The organism is Azonexus hydrophilus, assembly GCF_001956855.1.
Taxonomy (GTDB): Bacteria; Pseudomonadota; Gammaproteobacteria; order Burkholderiales; family Rhodocyclaceae; genus Azonexus; species Azonexus hydrophilus_A.
On sequence record NZ_MTHD01000007.1, the window covers coordinates 71,142 to 87,732 of the forward strand.

The following is a 16,591-nucleotide window of genomic DNA, read 5'->3' on the forward strand; positions in this document are numbered from 1 at the left end:
CTTTCTAGCACGGTTTGAATTCGTGGATTTTTGGCACCGACCGGTGTGGCCCATGGCCCGGGTTGTGCAGGTCGGCCGCGGGTTCGTCGCCATGATGCTGGTGACCACCGCCGTAGGCACCGGATTCCGGCTGGAACGGTGCCTCGGTTTCTCCGATCGTGCAGCCGAGGCCGCGCACCATGTCGGCGAGTACGTGGTCGGTCTGGAAGCGCAGCTTGCCGCCGTTGTCGGTTGGCAGGATGTGCACCGGCACGTGCCGGTTGCCGAGGTGGTAGGCGGCGCGGGCGAACAGCAGCGGGCTGTCGGCGACGGCCTCGATCAGTTTTTCCGGTGCGGCGAGAATTTCGACGACGGCCGAGCCGTCTTCGGCCGCCAGCTTGTCGCCGCCGTGCAGGTGGTCGCCGCGTTCGAGGAAGATGCCGGCTTCTTGGCCGGAGGCCAGCGTTACCTTGAGGCGGCTGCGTTTGCGTTCGTCGTAGGCGAGCGCCACCGAGTCGGTGGCGGGGGCATTGGTGCGTTGGTTGAGGATGAGCATGATTAAATATTGGCGTATCGGATTGGATTTTGACCGCTGAGTCCGACAGAGAAGCCGACATACATATTCCTTATCGACTCTGGTGCTACTCGTCCTTTGAACTCCCAGCGTCCGGATATATTGACCGTCGACACCTCTCTTGTTGAGTAAGGCAAGGTACCGGCGGGAAACCAACTCTCAACCTGATAAACCTCTCGTACCACTCCTTGATAAACGGCAAAAGCAAATTCAACTTCGTCCCGTTTTGGGCCAATTTTCCAGACGCCGCGTGTGGCTTCGTACAACTCTTGAGAGGACATGTCGCTTCGGAAGCGTTTGTTGATAGTAATAAACAGTGCTTTGTGCACAACTTTGACCGGTTTGGCCGTGAGCATCGAGATGATTTCTTTCGAGTGGATTCGACCGAACGAACGGCTGTGCAAGCCTGAAACCTTGTTGGTTAATTGCATCTTGCCGATGAGATCAATTGCGGATGCTTCCACTAGGGCAGCCTCGGCGTCAGACAAACCGTAGCGGAGAATATCGATCCTGGGTTCCTGCCCTGCATCTCTCAGTTCACGAATTTTCTGCACCTTTTCCGTTTCCGACACATCTTTCAAATGGTCGAATGCTCGATTGCCGACGCCTTTGCCGATGTAAAACGGCGTGTTGTTTCTGGGGTCGATATACAGGTAGACATACGAGCCGAGAACGGCGGTGACCTCAGGCGGAAAACCGATGAATGCCATATCTGTCAGAACAGGAAGTAACGTTGGGCCAGCGGCAGTTCGGTCGCCGGTTCGCAGACCAGATGCACGCCGTCGGCCTTGACCACATAGGTTTCGGGATCGACGGTGATTTCCGGGGTGGCACCGTTGTGCACCATGTCGGATTTCTTGACCGTGCGTGTGCCGGAGACGGCGATCAGCGGTTTTTGCAGATTCAGCGCGTGGACCGCAGGATTTTTCAGCGCCGCCTGCGAGACGAAGGTGACCGAAGTCTTCAATGCCTTGCCGAAGCTGCCGAACATCGGCCGGTAATGCACCGGTTGCGGCGTCGGGATCGAGGCGTTGGGATCACCCATCGCGGCGGCGGCGATCATGCCGCCTTTCAAAATCAGGCTCGGTTTGACGCCGAAGAAGGCCGGTTTCCACAGCACCAGGTCGGCCAGCTTGCCGACTTCGATCGAGCCGACGGTATGGGCGATGCCGTGCGTCAGTGCCGGGTTGATGGTGTATTTGGCAATGTAGCGCTTGATGCGGAAGTTGTCGTGGCGGGCATTGTCTTCCGGCAGCGTGCCGCGTTGCAGCTTCATCTTGTGCGCCGCCTGCCAGGTGCGGATGATGACCTCGCCGACTCGGCCCATGGCCTGCGAGTCGGAACTCATCATCGAGAAGACGCCCATGTCGTGCAGGATGTCTTCGGCGGCAATCGTCTCGCGGCGGATGCGGCTTTCGGCAAAAGCGACGTCCTCGGCAATGCTCGGGTCGAGGTGGTGGCAAACCATCAGCATGTCGAGATGCTCGTCGATGGTATTCACCGTGTACGGCATCGTCGGGTTGGTTGAACTGGGCAGCACGTTGGCCAGGCTGGTGGCCTTGATGATGTCCGGCGCGTGGCCGCCGCCGGCGCCTTCGGTGTGGAAGGTGTGGATGGTGCGGCCTTTGAAGGCGGCCAGCGTGGCTTCGACGAAGCCGGATTCGTTCAATGTGTCGGTGTGGATTGCGACCTGCACGTCCATCTCGTCGGCCACCGTCAGGCAGCAGTCGATGGCCGCCGGCGTCGTGCCCCAGTCCTCGTGCAGCTTGAGGCCAATCACACCGGCCTCGACCTGTTCGCGCAGGGCTGCCGGCAGGCTGGCGTTGCCCTTGCCGAGGAAGCCGAGGTTCATCGGGAAGGCTTCAGCGGCTTCGAGCATGCGGTGGATGTGCCACGGGCCGGGCGTGCAGGTGGTGGCATAGGTGCCGGTCGCCGGGCCGGTGCCGCCGCCGAGCATGGTGGTGACGCCGGACATCAGCGCTTCTTCGATCTGCTGCGGGCAGATGAAATGGATGTGGCTGTCGATGCCGCCGGCCGTGACGATCATGCCTTCGCCGGCGATGACCTCGGTGCCGGGGCCGACGATGATGCTGTTTTTGCCACTGAGGCCGGGCTGGATGTCCGGGTTGCCGGCCTTGCCGATGGCGGCGATGCGGCCGTCCTTCAGGCCGATGTCGGCCTTGACGATGCCGGTGACGGCGTCGACGATCAGCGCGTTGGTAATGACCGTATCGGCAGTTTCGGCGGAGACGCGCTGGCTTTGCCCCATGCCGTCGCGGATGACCTTGCCGCCGCCGAATTTCACTTCCTCGCCGTAGATCGTGTAGTCCTTCTCGACCTCGATGATCAGTTCGGTATCGGCCAGGCGCAGGCGGTCGCCGGTCGTGGGGCCGAACATTTCGGCATAAGCCTGACGGGTGATTTTATTGGCCATCACAGTGCTCCTTGAACGAGACCGCGGAAACCGTAAACCTTGCGTTCGCCGGCCAGTGCGACCAGTTGCACGGTGCGCGTCTGGCCCGGCTCGAAGCGCACGGCGGTGCCGGCGGCGATGTCGAGGCGGAAGCCACGGGCGGCATCGCGGTCGAAGCTCAGGCCAGCGTTGGTTTCAAAGAAGTGGTAATGCGAGCCGACCTGGATCGGGCGGTCGCCGGTGTTGGCCACCACGAGGGTGATTGTCGGCCGGCCGCTGTTCAATTCGAGTTCGCCGGGTTCGGCGAGGAGTTCTCCGGGGATCATGTCAGCTCCTCAAACAATCGGGTTATGCACGGTGACCAGCTTGGTGCCGTCCGGGAAAGTGGCCTCGACCTGGATATCCGGGATCATCTCGGCGATGCCGTCCATGACATCGGCGCGGGTCAGCACCTGGGTGCCGGCGTGCATCAGCTCGGCGACGGTTTTGCCTTCGCGGGCGCCTTCCATGATCGCGCAGGTGATCAGCGCCACGGCTTCCGGGTAATTCAGCTTCAGGCCCTTCGCCTGGCGCCGCTCGGCGAGCAGGCCGGCGGTGAAGATCAGCAACTTGTCCTTCTCTCTTGGTGTCAGTTCCATGACGACTCCTTCAGGTATTCCAGATTCTGGGCAAAACGGCCGGTCGACCGCAGCAGGCCGGGCGCAGGATTTTCCATAGTTCGGCGAACCACAAGCGTGCGGCTTCGCTGTTGTCGCCGAGGTAGCGGGCGACGAGCAAGCCGGGCAGGGCGGTCAGCGCATGCGTTGCACCGTCGACCGGGGTAATGGCGCGGCAGCTGGCGAGCAGTTCCGGCGTGTGGGCGAAGGCGGCAAGCAAGGTGCCGCACACGGTTTTGCCGGCCCAGCCGGCCGGACTGTGCAGCATGGCGTCGTTGCCGGCAAAGCCGCCGCGTTCGATCCAGAGCGGCCGTTGTTCACGGTCAACCCGGTAAAACAGGTCAAAACGCCCGTGCTCGAAACGCTCGCCGGCGGCGGTGCGGCCCAGGCAGAGAATGTCCCAGCCAATGAAAACGCTGTCGGCCGCGAGCGATACCCGGGTTTCCATGCGCGCGCGCGCACCGTTGAAGACGATGCTTTCTTGCGGCAGCCATTCGAGCACGGCGCCGGCTGCAACCGTGAAATCGATGTGCTGCGAGGCTTCCGCGCCGGCCGAGCGATACCACTTGCCGGCCCCGGGCGTGGTGATTTGTGCGCGGGCACCGGTGTCGACCGCAGCAGCGATGCGCAACTGGTCGCCACCGGCGATGCCCGAGGGCGGATGCAGCAGGATGGTCTGGCACACCGCATCGCCTTCCGGATACAGCGCCTTCTGCACGCGCAACGGGCCGAAATGCTGGTTCTCGCGCAATACCGTACGTTCGCCGGCGGTAGCAAAACGCAGTCGCAGGCTGGCCTGCCAGGTCGGCGGATTCAGGGGAAGGCGGGAATTCATGGCGCGATTATGGGGCAGGCGGACGAAGCCGGGAATACGCAACAATACGCAGCCGGGCGGCGGACAGTTTTTTAGCTATAGTGCATAGGGGCATGCCCTAGGTGTATTCCACTGGCGTTGTGGCGTAATATGCCTGCAGCAAATTTCCGGGGAACAAAACTTCCCCTGCGCTGTTCCAATAGCGATTTGAGGGCGTAACAATCATGGCTTGCGAGCTGGTCTGGGAACCCGAAGGCGTGTTGTCCAAGTTTTCCGGCAGGATCTCCGGCACGGAGTTTCTTGATACGGTTGCCCGCATCCAGAGCGATGCCCGCTATGACGACGCCCGCTATGTCATCCACGATTTGTCGGCGGTCGCGACCGATGAAATTTCCGACGCGGTGCTGACGGAGTTGTCCATCCTCCATTTCGGCGCCTGCGCTTCCTGTCCCAATTGCCGGGTGGTTTTCGTCACGACCGACGCAGCCCTGAGCGAGCGCGTCGAGCGGATCCTGATGGCCCCGAAAATGAAATCCTACGATGTCGAAATCCGGCCGACCGTGGTCGAGGCGCGCGACTGGCTGGATACCCAGCCGCAGTTGCTGCGCCTGAGCGATGTCATGGGTTTCTGGAGTCGCTGAAGGCCGGCGTTCCGGTGCCTTGTTCTCCTTGCCCTGACAGGCAACCGAGCAGCAGCGCGTAGAACATTTCGGGATTGATCGGCTTGGTGATGAACTCGTTCATGCCCGCTTCGAAACAGCGCAGCCGGTCTTCGGCGAAGGCATTGGCGGTCATTGCGGCAATCGGCAGGTCGCCGCAGTCGGGCAGGCTGCGTATCTGCCGTGTCGCCTCCAGTCCATCCATGCGCGGCATCTGCATGTCCATCAGGATCATGTCGTAGCGGTGCGTACCGGCCAGTTCGACGGCTTGCACGCCATCTTCGGCAGAGTCTGCGTGCAGTTCGACATCGGCCAGCAACATCAGCGCGATTTCCCGGTTGATCGGTTCGTCTTCGACCAGCAGCACGCGTCGGCCGGCGTAGCGCTGGCGCAGCAAGGCTTCGTTGTCAGGCCGCTCGGCCGGTTGGGGATCGACGCCAGCCTGTTTTTTCTGCAAACGGACCGTCAGCCAGAAAGTGCTGCCCTGGCCTGGCGTGCTGATGACGCCGACCTCGCCGTCCATGGCCTCGGCGATCTTGGCGGTGATCGCCAGACCGAGTCCGGTGCCGCCGTATTTGCGGGTGGTCGAGGTGTCGGCCTGCTCGAACGCCTTGAACAGCCGGGATTGCGCTTCCGGCTCGATGCCGATGCCGGTATCGCTGACTTCCAGCCGCAGCCTGACGCTGCTTGCCGTTTCTTCGATCAGGCTGCCGTGCAGCCGGATCTCGCCCTGCTCGGTGAACTTGATTGCATTGCTGGCGTAGTTGAGCAGCGCCTGCTGCAGCCGCGTTGGATCGCCGACCAGTTCATCCGGCAAGGCGCTGAAATCGGCATGCAGCACCAGGTGCTTGGCCTGTGCCTTTTCCTGGATCATCGAGCAGACGTTCTCGAACAGGCTGCCGGGGCGGAAAGGCACTTCCTCCAGCACCAGCTTGTCGGCCTCGATCTTGGACAGGTCGAGCACCATGTTGATGACTTCCAGCAGGTGTTCGCCGGCGGCTTCCAGCTTGTCCAGGCGCGCGCCTTGCTCCGGCGGCAGGCCGCCGCGGCGGATCAGGTGGGCCATGCCGCTGATGGCATTGAGCGGGGTGCGGATCTCGTGGCTCATGTTGGCCAGGAAAGTGCTCTTCGCCCGGCTCGCCGCTTCGGCGGCTTCCTTGGCTTGCGACAGCGCCGTGGTGCGTTCGGCAACGCGTTCTTCCAGGCTGGCGTTCAGTTCGCGCAAGGTGTGCTCGCGTTCGAGGATGGCATTGGCCATCCGCCCGATATCGCTGGACAGCCGGTTGAATTCGGCGATCCGGCCGGTCGGCCAGTCGGCGACGGTTTTGCCCTGGGCGATCAGGTCGGCCCGACCAATGATGCCCTGCAGCGGACGCAGCAGTCGTGAGGCACCATACATCGCCAGCAGGGAACCGATCAGCAGCGAGGCCAGGAAACCACCGCAGACGATGAACACGGTCATCCGGATTTCCGGGTGGTCGAGTCCGGCCGGCAGGCGGGCGATGAACGACCAGCCGAGCTGTTCCGAGCGGGCGCCGCCGACGTAGTAGTTGCGGCCATCGACGGCGAACTGCTTGGGTAGCGCCTGGCTGGCGAGGACGGCGGCCAGCAGCGGTGACGAGTAGAGGTTCAGGCCGCCCATCCGGGTATCCGATTCGGTATCGGCCAGCAGTTCGCCGCGCTGGTCGATGATCCAGATGGCGCGCTGGTGGTCGCCCGTACTGTGGCGGCCGATGTCGATCAGGAAGGATAGCGGTAGTTCGGCCAGCAGCATCTGCTTGTTGCCCAGCGGTACCCCCAGGCCGACGGTGACGATGCCGGTCAGTGACGACAGGTATTTGTCGCTCCACACCGGCGTCTGTTTTTGTTGAACATCGAGGAACAGCGGCGCCGACGACAGATCGCTGTCGAGCACTTCCGCCTGCAGGTGGCGGTATTCCGGCGCCAGGCCGGCGGCCGTGACACGACCCTGCGCCGACAGCACGTAGAGGGCGCGGAAGGTGCGGCCGTTGCCGACCGCCCGCTCGATCAGGCGCTGCGGCGAACTGCCGCTGTCCACCGCTTCACCGAGCAGGGCCAGCTGGTCCTGCAGGGCGCCCAGTTGCAGTTCGATGCGCAGCGCCAGTTCACGTGCATCGCCCTCGGCGGTGCTGCGGATTTCCTGTTCCAGTTGCGGAATCCGGTTGAGCAGGAAGACCGAGCCGACGATGGCAAAGGTCAGCACCGAGGTCATTGCCAGCAGGATGCCGAGGTAGCGGTGCAGGCGCCATTCGCGCCGTCGTTTTGCGCTCATCTGACCTGAACGAATTTGCCGCCGCGGATTTCGGTGAAATACACCTGCCGCGTTGTGTCGCCATTGGCGTCGAAGGCGATTTCCTGCTGCACCCCCTGGTAAGGACTGTACTTGAGCAGTGCGGTTTTCATGTCCTCGCCGGGCTGGCGTTTTTGCATTGCCGCAATGACGACATTGGCGGTATCGAAGGCCAGCAGCGAAAAGGAGCCGAATTCACGTTGGAAGCGCTGCTTGAAACCGTCACGGAAAGCCTGGTACTGGGCCTGCGGATCATCGCGATTGTAGGCGTGGGCAATCAGCAGGCCATCGACGGCTTCGCCACCCATTTCGGTCAGCAATTCGCCGGAGGCCGCCCACTCGGTCGACGTCAGCAACAGCGACGGCGCCATCCGGCGTGCCTGCTGGCTGAGGCGGGCGGTGTCGAGCGAACTGGCGACAAACAGCAGCGTATCCGGCCGCGACGGCAGCAGTTGGTCGATGACCCTGGCGAAACTGGGGGTCGCCGACGATTCGAAACTCGCAGTCTGCGTCAGCGTGCCGCCCAGATGTTCGAACTCGGCGCGGAACGCCTGCACCCAGGTATCGGAATAGGGCAGGTTGGAGGCGTCGAAGGCAACGCCGACCCGGCGCGCGCCACGCTCGTAGAGCACGCCGGCGTGGTGCAGGGCGGCTTCCCGGGTGGTCCGGTTGACGCGGAAGAAGTTGTCGTCCTTGCCGTGAAAGTCGGTCGAGGCCACGGTCGGGCTGATGATGATCTGGTTGGCCCGGTTCATCAACGGAATGACCACGCTGGCCATCGAGCTGGTAACCGGCCCGATGATGATGTCCGGTCGCAGCGCGATCAGTTCCTCGGCAGCACGGATGGCCTGTTCGCGCTCCTGGCCGTCGTCACGGACAATCAGTTCGATCATCCGGCCATTGATGCCGCCAGCCTGGTTCTGTTTTTCAATGGCGAGGATGACGCCGTTGCGCACGCTCTCGCCAAAATCCGATCCCCGGTCGGACAGGCCGGCCAGCAGACCGATGCGAATGGGCTCCTCGCCGCCGCAGCCGGCCAGAAGCAAAAGCAGGCCGGCTGTGCCCACTGCTGTGCGTAGTCGCGCTTTCACTCGTATCTCCCCCCTGGAAACGTGTATTCAGTCTACCTCTTTCCAGCGTTGACGGCACCATGCTGGTGCAGGGTGTTTACTGACGGATTTCGCGGCTGTTGTCCGCGGGCGGGAAATCGCCGCTGCTGCGGCAGGGGTTGATATCCAGTCCGCCGCGCCGGGTGTAGCGGGCGTACACCGAAAGTGCCTCGGGCGCGCAGCGGGCGGTGATGTCGCAGAAGATGCGCTCGACGCACTGTTCGTGAAACTCGTTGTGGTTGCGGAAGGAAACGAGATAGCGCAGCAACCCGGCATGGTCGATCGGCCGCCCGCGGTAGCGGATGACGACCATCGCCCAGTCCGGCTGGCCGGTGACCAGGCAGTTGGACTTGAGCAGGTGCGAATACAGCGTTTCTTCGGTTTTTTCACCGTCGACCGCAAAAAGCAGCTCGGGCGTCGGCTGGTAGGTCGTGCATTCGATATCGAGATCGTCGAGCGCGACGCCTTGCGGATAATTGACCAAAACTTGCGGTCGACCGCGCAAATCCTCGATTTTCACGCCAACCGGTGCCCCGGCCGCAGCCGACAGATCGCGCAGCAGGACGCTTTCGACCACAGAGAGATCGCTGAACACGGTCTGGTTGAAGGAGTTCAGATAGAGCTTGAACGATTTCGACTCGACCAGGTTCGGGCTGTCGGCAGGCACGCGGAACGTCGCAACGGCAACCACCGGCTTGCCCTTCGGGTTCAGCCACGAAACTTCATAGGCATTCCAGATATCCTCGCCAACAAAAGGCAAGGCGCCAGGCGCAATCCCCAGCTCGTCACGCTTCAACTGGCGCGGAATCGGATAGAGCAGTTCCGGCGCGTAGTCGCTGCGGTATTCGGTGGGTTTGCCGAGCGGGGAAAGGATGCTGGGGTCGATGGTGTGGGTCATGGGGGCGGATTTTAGCGGAAGCGGGGGCGTCTGGATGCCTGACGGACATGGAGAGCATCGTCATCAAGGATTTCACATCCACCGACCCTGCTGCCAGAACAACGGCGGAAGTCGACCTGACAAATGACGAAGCGCGCCAGTTTTTTCAGCGCACCACCCCGGTCTCGTATCGGCAGCTTCAAGATGACTATCCACATGTTCCCTGACGGTTGGAGGGCACATTGCGCCACCGTCTACAGCTTTGCGAATGGAGTATCCGTGACGCAGGAACAGGCAGCATCGTGCTGACTATATGCTGTCGCACGCCTTCAAGTGATGAACAAACGGCTTAATGTCCGAATCGCCCCCTTCATATGTTCAGCGCGGGTGTTCCCAAATCCCATCAGCAGCCCCTGTCGTTCCGTTCTGGATGCATCGACAAAATATGCAGACAGGGGCATTACGCCAATCTGTCGGGTCCGCGCTGCTGCTACGAGCGTCTGATCGTTGCAACAATCGGGTAATTCGGCGACCAGATGCAGCCCGGTCGAAGCTGTCGGCACGGTCAGCCATCCGCCGCCTTCCGAATTGATCGCGGACAGCAACGCAGCGCGCCGTTCGGTGTAAAGCATTTTCGACCGCCGGATGTGTGTGCCCAGGTGACCATTACCGATGAAGTCGGCCGCCGTGGCCTGGAGCGGCATCGGAACACGGTGATCAGTACCATTGCGCACTGCGCATAGCGCGTCGATCAAATCATCGGGGGCGACCAGGAAGCCCAGCCTCAGACCGGGGGCGAGCAGTTTGCTGAGCGTGCCGATGTAGATCACGCGCTCGTTGCCGCCATCGAGCGCCTTGAGCGCAGGTGTCGGCGCACATTCATAGCGAAATTCGCTGTCGTAGTCGTCTTCGAGGATGAATGCCCTGGCATCATTGGCCCATTGCAGCAACGCGAGACGCCGTGCCAGGCTCATGGTGACACCCATCGGGTATTGATGCGATGGAGACACCATTGCGAGTCGCGCGTCGGGAGCGCGATTGCGTCCATCGTCAACATCCAGGCCCTCGGCATCGACACGGATACCCACCGCAGCGACTCCGGCAAGAACCAGGCTACGGTAAGCGGCATCGTATCCGGGATTTTCGACCCAGACACGATCGCCAATATCAGTCAGCGCCAGCGTTGCGATCGAAACAGCCGCTTGCGCCCCGGGCGCGATGATGATCTGGTGCGCATTGCAGACAACGCCGCGCGCGGCGCCCAGATACTCTGCCAAAGCCTCGCGTAATGGAAGAAAGCCCTGAGGGTCGCCGTAAGAGAGATCGGGAATCGGTCGGCGACGCCAGAAACGGCCTTCGAGTCGACCCCAGAGCGCATAGGGGAACGCATCCAGCGCCGGCAGGCCGGGCGTGAGCGGCCAGGCTGCACGCGCCATTGACATTGAATCCAATCCGCTCAGACGGCGCGCCCGTACCGAGATCGGCTCGCGTTGCCGCTGCTGAGGCGAAGATGCAGATGAAAGCGGCTTGGGGTCGGCAATCCGTGCCGCGACGTAGGTGCCGGCTCCCTGACGCGCCTCCAGAAAGCCCTCTGCGACAAGTTGCTCGTAAGCCCCCGAGACGGTAATCCGCGATAAACCGAGTTCCTGCGCCAGCACGCGCGAGGCCGGTAGCCGAATACCGGGTTGCAAGGTACCGTCGGCCACTCCTTTGCGAAAGAAGCGCACGAGTTGCTCGCGCAAAGACAGTGGATCATCGGGCGACCGCTGAAAGCGGTTCCAGATCGGATAAGCGGTAGCACGTGTCTTCATGCAGGATTTCTGTTCAAAGTGGCCTTAAATATTTACATAAGTGGATATTTTAACAAGGCCATTTTGTGGGCATTCTGTGCCTCATGCAACCCAATCACACTCAAAGGCCCAGCGTATGAATACCCCTTCCATCCGGCCTGCAGATCTGACGCACCCGATCATCGCGGCGCTCATCTCCGTTATCGTCAATTACGGCGGCACCTTCATATTGGTTTTTCAGGGAGCGAAGGTGGCGGGGCTCACCCCTGAGCAGACCGCCTCGTGGATATGGTCGGTCTCGATCGGCGTCGGATTGACGGGCGCCTGGCTGAGCTTCCGCTATCGCGAGCCGATCATCACCGCTTGGTCGACGCCCGGCGCTGCCTTCCTCATTGCCGTGCTGCCAAATACGCCTTACGCGGAAATGATCGGCGCTTACATGTTGTCCGCCATCGGCTTCATCGTGCTGGGAGCGTCGGGCTATTTCGAGCGGGTCGTGAAAATGATTCCACCCGGTATCGCCGCTGGGCTTCTCGCCGGTATTCTGCTGCGCTTCGGTATTGGCGCTTTTGACGGTGCAGGCATGGACCCATTGCTCGTCGGCGCGTTGATTCTCACCTATGCTTTGTTACGCCGGTTTACGGCACGCTATGCCATCGTCGGTGTACTGATCGCCGGCATCGCGCTCCTGCTCGGGATGGGACAGGTCAGTTTCGGAAGCGTGACTCTGGAACCGGCCATGCCCGTATTCACGTACCCAGTCTTCTCGATGAGCGCGTTGCTCAGCGTTGCGCTCCCCCTGTTCGTCATCACGTTGACCGGACAATACATGCCGGGCATGCTGGTTCTGCGCAACGATGGTTTCAAGACGAGTGCCAATCCAATCCTCACCGTGACGGGACTCGGCTCGCTATTGATGGCACCGTTTGGCTCACATGCCTTCAACGTTGCGGCAATCACGGCGGCGATCTGCACCGGCAGAGAATCGCATGAAGAAGCCGGCAAACGGTATATCGCCGGTCTTGCCTGCGGTGTGTTCTACATCCTGGTTGGCGTCTTCGGCACGACGCTGGCAGCCTTGTTCGTGGTACTGCCGCCGACCTTCATCACGACGCTGGCCGGCCTTGCCCTGCTCGGGGCGATTGGTGGCAGCCTTGCTACAGCACTGGTCGATTTGCGCGGACGCGAAACGGCACTGATCACCTTCCTCGCAACGGCGGCCAATATCACGCTGTTCGGGCTGGGGGGCGCGTTCTGGGGACTGGCGGCAGGCCTGATAGCACACGGGCTGATTCATGGCGACTTTAGCCTGTTGCGGCGGTTCCCGCGCTTGAGCCGATCCGTTGTCGGGGATGGACGATAGGCATGGACAAGCAGTCCCCATGTTTCGGATAAGGACAAGAAAAGTACAATGGCAATTGAATACTGCGACAACCAGCCGCTTGACCCTGTCGAAGTGATTCGCGTCTTCGAAGCTTCTGGAATAGTCAGACCGATAAAAGATATTTCGCGCATCGCGCAAATGTTTGCAAACGCGAATGTTGTCATTTCAGCCTGGGACGGAACCCGCCTGATCGGAGTCAGTCGGGGGCTGACGGATTTCAGCTATTGCTGCTACCTCTCCGATCTTGCAGTCGACGTCGCCTATCAGAAACGCGGCATCGCCCGGGAGTTGATCCGCCGCACCCGGTCGATTCTTGGAGAGAGAATCTCCCTTGTCATTCTGGCCTCACCAGGTGCGATGGCCTGCTACCCGAAGCTCGGTTTTACGCTGGCAGACAATGCATTTTTCATTCGACGGAAGTGCTGATGGCTATCCGCTACGCAAGGGGTTGCCCACCCCCACACTGTTCTTTGAGTAACTGAAGCCGGCAAGCAGCCATTCGCTCAACCCCGAAATCATCGATGGCAGCAATACCGCACTACCTAGCCCGATTGACCCTTACCAGCCAGCGGATTCCAACACTCGTTTGACAGAGATCAAACTGGACAGCCCGGCTTGAAGGACGTAGCATCGCCGCCCCTCCAGGAAAGCCCGCTGATGTCCGTCCCTTTTTACGCCCGCGCTTGTGGCATTGATTTCGGTACCTCCAATTCGACCGTAGGCTGGCTGCGCTCGGGGCAAGCCACATTGTTGCCGCTGGAGGAGGGCAAGCCAACCCTGCCTTCGGTGGTCTTTTTCAATGCCGAGGAGTCTTCGGTCAGTTTTGGTCGCGCCGGCCTTCGCGAGTATCTCGACGGCTACGAGGGCAGGCTGATGCGTTCGCTCAAAAGCCTGCTGGGCAGCTCGCTGATCGATGGTCGTACCGAGGTGCAGGGGGAAGTCGTGGCTTTCCGCGACCTGTTGACGCAGTTCATCGGTACCTTGAAAACCCGCGCCGAAGCGGAAGGTCGGTATGGGTTCGAGCAGGCCGTTTTCGGGCGGCCGGTGTTTTTTGTCGATGATGACTCGGCGGCGGACAAAGTGGCTGAGAGTACTTTGGCGGATGTGGCTCGTTCGGTCGGCTTCAAGGAAATCAGTTTTCAATATGAACCGATTGCGGCTGCCTTCCACTACGAAACGACCCTGGCCCGCGAAGCGGTGGTCCTGGTTGCCGATATCGGTGGTGGTACCTCAGATTTCTCGATTGTCCGCCTTTCACCAGAACGTGCCCGGCAGGCGGAGCGGGGGAGCGATGTGCTGGCCAATGCCGGGGTGCATATCGGCGGTACCGATTTCGACAAGGAGCTGAGTCTCGCCGCCGTCATGCCCTTGCTGGGTTATCGCGGTCAACTGACGAACGGGCGGAAAATGCCCGCCAGCATCTATTTCAATCTGGCGACCTGGCACACGATCAACTTTGTTTATGCGCGTCAGGTCTGGGCCGAGCAGCAGCGATTGCTGCTCGACGCTATGGAGCCGGAATCGATCAAGCGGCTTTTGGCGCTCATCAAGGAACGTGCCGGGCACTGGCTGGCCAACGAAGTCGAGCAGGCCAAGATCGCGCTGTCCGAGGGCGAGACGGCGGTCCTGCCCCTTGAGCGCTTTGCCCCCGGCGAACGGAAAATCCTGACGCGCATCGAGTTTGATCTGGCGACGGAAATGCTGGTGGACAAGGTGGAAACCACCGTGACCCGCTTGCTTGCCGATGCAGGCTTGCCGGCAGCAGGCATCGATACGATCTTCTTCACCGGCGGTTCCAGCGGCATTCCGCTGCTGCGCCGGCGTATCGCAGCGATGCTGCCGCAGGCGAGCGTCGTGGAAGGCGATCTCTTCGGCAGTATCGGGTCAGGCCTGGCCGTCGATGCGGCGCGTCGATACGGCACGCAGCATCACTGACCTGTTTCTAGTGGCGATCCCCGGTTCGCTCAGTTGATCGAGCCAATGAAACTCGCCAGTTCCGGCGTCTGCGGGTTGGCGAACAGGGCTTGCGGGTCGCCGGATTCGTGGATGCGGCCCTGGTACATGAATACCAGCTTGTCGCCGACTTCGCGGGCGAAGCGCATTTCGTGCGTCACCATGATCAGCGTGATGCCTTCGGCCGCCAGTTTCTTGACCACCGCCAGCACTTCGTTGACCAGTTCCGGGTCGAGCGCCGAGGTGATTTCGTCGCACAGCAGCACGCGCGGCTGCATGGCCAGTGCGCGGGCGATGGCGACGCGTTGTTGCTGGCCGCCGGACAACTGGTCCGGGTAGGCGTCGAACTTCTCGGCCAGGCCGACCTTGTCGAGCATGGCCAGCGCCAGTTCGCGGGATTGGGCTTCCGGCATCTTCTTGACGATGCGGGTGGCGAGCATGACGTTCTGGCCGGCGGTCAGGTGCGGGAACAGGTTGAACTGCTGGAAGACCATGCCGACTTTCTGGCGCAGCGCGCGCAGGTCGGTTTCGTGCGGGTGGATGCGTTCGCCGTCGACTTCGATGCAACCGTCGTCGAAGCTTTCCAGGCCGTTGATGGTGCGCAGCAGCGTGCTCTTGCCCGAGCCGCTGCGGCCGATCAGGGCGATCACCTGGCCTTCCTCGATGTCGAGGTCAATGCCCTTGAGCACGTGGTTGGAGCCGAAATGCTTGTGCAGGGCGTCAATGCGCACGAGAGCCATGGATTTTCCTTTCGAGGATGCGGGAATAGGCGGAGAGCGGGTAGCACAGGGCGAAATAGCCGAGCGCCACCAGGCCGAAGACGAGGAAGGGTTGGTAGGTGGCGTTGGCGAGCATCGAGCCGGTCTTGGTCAGTTCGACAAAGCCGATGATCGAGGTGACGGCCGTGCCCTTGACCACCTGCACCGAGAAGCCGACGGTCGGTGCGATGGCGATGCGCAGCGCCTGCGGTAGGATGACGTAGCGCATCTGCTCGACGTGGGTCAGCGCCAGGCTGGCCGAGGCTTCCCACTGGCCCTTGGGGACCGATTCGACGCAGCCGCGCCAGATTTCGCCGAGGTAGGCGCTGGTGAACAGCGTCAGGCCGATGGCGGCGGCGATCCACGGCGAGATTTCCAGGCCGATCAGGCTGCCGCCGAAGAAGATGATGAACAACTGCATCAGCAGCGGCGTGCCCTGGAAAACCTCGATGTAGGCCTGGGCCAGCCGGCGCGGGATGGGGTTCTTGGCGATCCGGGCGAAGAGCAGGATCAGCCCGGCGATGCCACCGAGGATGAAGGCGGTCAGCGACAGGCCGACGGTCCACAGCGCGCCGTCGAGCAGGTTGCGGACAATGTCCCAGCTGGAAATGTCGTTCATTTGACCCTCCGGGCGATCAGTCGCTGGCCGGCCTGGATCATCACCTGGCGGATGGCGATGGCGAGCACGAAGTACATGGCGGTGACGACGAAATAGGTTTCGAAGGCGCGGAAATTGCGCGACTGGATGAAGTTGGCGGCGAAGGTCAGTTCCTCGGCGGCGATTTGCGAGCACACCGAAGAGCCGAGCATGACGATCACCACCTGGCTGCAGATTGACGGCCAGACCTTGAGCAGCGCCGGTGGCAGCACGACGTGGCGGAAGATCTGCGCCCGGTTCATGGCCAGCGATTGCGCTGCCTCGATCTGGCCCTTGGGCGTGGCTTCGATGCCGGCGCGGATGATCTCGGTCGAGTAGGCGCCGAGGTTGATGACCATCGCCAGGATCGCCGCCTGCCATTCGTTGATCTGGACGCCGAGCGACGGCAGGCCGAAGAAGATGAAGAACAGCTGGACCAGGAAGGGCGTATTCCGGATCAATTCGACGTAGACCGTGAAAATCCGGTCGAAGGGCGCCAGTTTCCAGGCCCGCGAAACGGCGCCGAGAATCCCGAGGGCGAGCCCGAAGACGGTGCCGATCGCGGTCAGCGTCAGCGTCTTCAGCGTACCGTCGATGAGCACTTCGCGGTACTCAAGGACGGATGAGAAATCGAATACGTAAGCCATCGGCTATCCTCCGGCACCGCCCGCCGGGCG

The 16,591-nt window shown here is 61.8% G+C and carries 18 protein-coding genes; 5 read left to right on the forward strand and 13 right to left on the reverse strand.

Annotated features, from left to right (window positions below; all coding sequences use genetic code 11):
* Positions 1-4: 4 nt before the first annotated feature.
* Genes ureE through BJN45_RS16640 form a run of 6 tightly spaced genes read right to left on the reverse strand, consistent with a single transcriptional unit; the run spans position 5 to position 4,457 of the window.
* The gene (ureE, locus tag BJN45_RS16615; protein WP_076097285.1) at positions 5-535 is read right to left on the reverse strand and encodes an urease accessory protein UreE; all 531 of its coding nucleotides are present in this window, start codon (positions 533-535) and stop codon (positions 5-7) included.
* Between the two features lie 2 nt (positions 536-537).
* Complete coding sequence (locus tag BJN45_RS16620) at positions 538-1,263, reverse strand: LEM-3-like GIY-YIG domain-containing protein (RefSeq protein ID WP_076097287.1); 726 nt, start codon at positions 1,261-1,263, stop codon at positions 538-540.
* 5 nt (positions 1,264-1,268) lie between these two features.
* Positions 1,269-2,987: an urease subunit alpha gene (gene ureC, locus BJN45_RS16625; RefSeq protein ID WP_076097288.1), complete on the reverse strand. Its 1,719-nt coding sequence runs from the start codon at positions 2,985-2,987 to the stop codon at positions 1,269-1,271.
* On the reverse strand, positions 2,987-3,292 hold the full coding sequence (locus tag BJN45_RS17905; RefSeq protein WP_076097290.1) for an urease subunit beta: 306 nt from the start codon (positions 3,290-3,292) through the stop codon (positions 2,987-2,989). Before BJN45_RS17905 ends, ureC begins: the two co-directional genes overlap by 1 nt.
* A gap of 9 nt (positions 3,293-3,301) precedes the next feature.
* The gene (ureA, locus tag BJN45_RS17910; protein WP_076097292.1) at positions 3,302-3,604 is read right to left on the reverse strand and encodes an urease subunit gamma; all 303 of its coding nucleotides are present in this window, start codon (positions 3,602-3,604) and stop codon (positions 3,302-3,304) included.
* Between the two features lie 10 nt (positions 3,605-3,614).
* Positions 3,615-4,457, reverse strand: a complete 843-nt coding sequence (locus BJN45_RS16640; RefSeq protein ID WP_076097294.1) for an urease accessory protein UreD — start codon at positions 4,455-4,457, stop codon at positions 3,615-3,617.
* A gap of 203 nt (positions 4,458-4,660) precedes the next feature.
* On the opposite strand from BJN45_RS16640, the gene BJN45_RS16645 reads away from it, so the two are divergent.
* Positions 4,661-5,077 (forward strand): hypothetical protein, encoded by a 417-nt coding sequence (locus BJN45_RS16645; RefSeq protein WP_076097296.1) that lies wholly within the window; start codon positions 4,661-4,663, stop codon positions 5,075-5,077.
* Here BJN45_RS16645 and BJN45_RS16650 read toward each other — a convergent pair.
* The 3 genes from BJN45_RS16650 to queF all read right to left on the reverse strand — a co-directional run bounded on the left by BJN45_RS16650 (position 5,055) and on the right by queF (position 9,413).
* Complete coding sequence (locus tag BJN45_RS16650; RefSeq protein ID WP_076097298.1) at positions 5,055-7,388, reverse strand: hybrid sensor histidine kinase/response regulator; 2,334 nt, start codon at positions 7,386-7,388, stop codon at positions 5,055-5,057. The two genes, BJN45_RS16645 and BJN45_RS16650, sit on opposite strands and share 23 nt — an antisense overlap.
* Positions 7,385-8,497 (reverse strand): ABC transporter substrate-binding protein, encoded by a 1,113-nt coding sequence (locus BJN45_RS16655; protein ID WP_240494604.1) that lies wholly within the window; start codon positions 8,495-8,497, stop codon positions 7,385-7,387. The genes BJN45_RS16650 and BJN45_RS16655 overlap by 4 nt, the downstream gene beginning before the upstream one ends.
* Positions 8,498-8,573: 76 nt before the next feature.
* Complete coding sequence (gene queF, locus BJN45_RS16660) at positions 8,574-9,413, reverse strand: NADPH-dependent 7-cyano-7-deazaguanine reductase QueF (protein WP_076097301.1); 840 nt, start codon at positions 9,411-9,413, stop codon at positions 8,574-8,576.
* 47 nt (positions 9,414-9,460) lie between these two features.
* Here queF and BJN45_RS17810 point away from each other — a divergent pair, with 47 nt between their 5' ends.
* Positions 9,461-9,619, forward strand: coding sequence for a hypothetical protein (locus BJN45_RS17810; RefSeq protein WP_170873116.1), 159 nt, complete (start codon positions 9,461-9,463; stop codon positions 9,617-9,619).
* Positions 9,620-9,721: 102 nt separating this feature from the next.
* Here BJN45_RS17810 and BJN45_RS16665 read toward each other — a convergent pair whose 3' ends face one another.
* On the reverse strand, positions 9,722-11,203 hold the full coding sequence (locus BJN45_RS16665) for a PLP-dependent aminotransferase family protein (protein ID WP_076097303.1): 1,482 nt from the start codon (positions 11,201-11,203) through the stop codon (positions 9,722-9,724).
* A 115-nt stretch (positions 11,204-11,318) separates the two neighbouring features.
* On the opposite strand from BJN45_RS16665, the gene BJN45_RS16670 reads away from it, so the two are divergent.
* From BJN45_RS16670 to BJN45_RS16680, 3 genes are all read left to right on the forward strand, one after another.
* Positions 11,319-12,545 carry a benzoate/H(+) symporter BenE family transporter gene (locus BJN45_RS16670; RefSeq protein ID WP_076097305.1) on the forward strand — a complete coding sequence of 409 codons (1,227 nt, stop codon included), beginning with the start codon at positions 11,319-11,321 and terminating at the stop codon, positions 12,543-12,545.
* Between the two features lie 48 nt (positions 12,546-12,593).
* Positions 12,594-12,992 carry a GNAT family N-acetyltransferase gene (locus BJN45_RS16675; RefSeq protein ID WP_076097306.1) on the forward strand — a complete coding sequence of 133 codons (399 nt, stop codon included), beginning with the start codon at positions 12,594-12,596 and terminating at the stop codon, positions 12,990-12,992.
* A 231-nt stretch (positions 12,993-13,223) separates the two neighbouring features.
* Positions 13,224-14,501: an Hsp70 family protein gene (locus BJN45_RS16680; protein ID WP_076097308.1), complete on the forward strand. Its 1,278-nt coding sequence runs from the start codon at positions 13,224-13,226 to the stop codon at positions 14,499-14,501.
* Between the two features lie 29 nt (positions 14,502-14,530).
* Here the strand turns inward: BJN45_RS16680 and BJN45_RS16685 are convergent, their stop codons facing one another.
* Genes BJN45_RS16685 through BJN45_RS16695 form a run of 3 tightly spaced genes read right to left on the reverse strand, consistent with a single transcriptional unit; the run spans position 14,531 to position 16,561 of the window.
* On the reverse strand, positions 14,531-15,259 hold the full coding sequence (locus tag BJN45_RS16685; protein WP_076097310.1) for an amino acid ABC transporter ATP-binding protein: 729 nt from the start codon (positions 15,257-15,259) through the stop codon (positions 14,531-14,533).
* The gene (locus BJN45_RS16690) at positions 15,240-15,896 is read right to left on the reverse strand and encodes an amino acid ABC transporter permease (RefSeq protein WP_076097312.1); all 657 of its coding nucleotides are present in this window, start codon (positions 15,894-15,896) and stop codon (positions 15,240-15,242) included. The genes BJN45_RS16685 and BJN45_RS16690 overlap by 20 nt, the downstream gene beginning before the upstream one ends.
* Entirely contained in the window at positions 15,893-16,561 is a 669-nt protein-coding gene (locus BJN45_RS16695; RefSeq protein ID WP_076097313.1) for an amino acid ABC transporter permease, read from the reverse strand. Before BJN45_RS16695 ends, BJN45_RS16690 begins: the two co-directional genes overlap by 4 nt.
* Between the last annotated feature and the right edge of the window lie 30 nt (positions 16,562-16,591).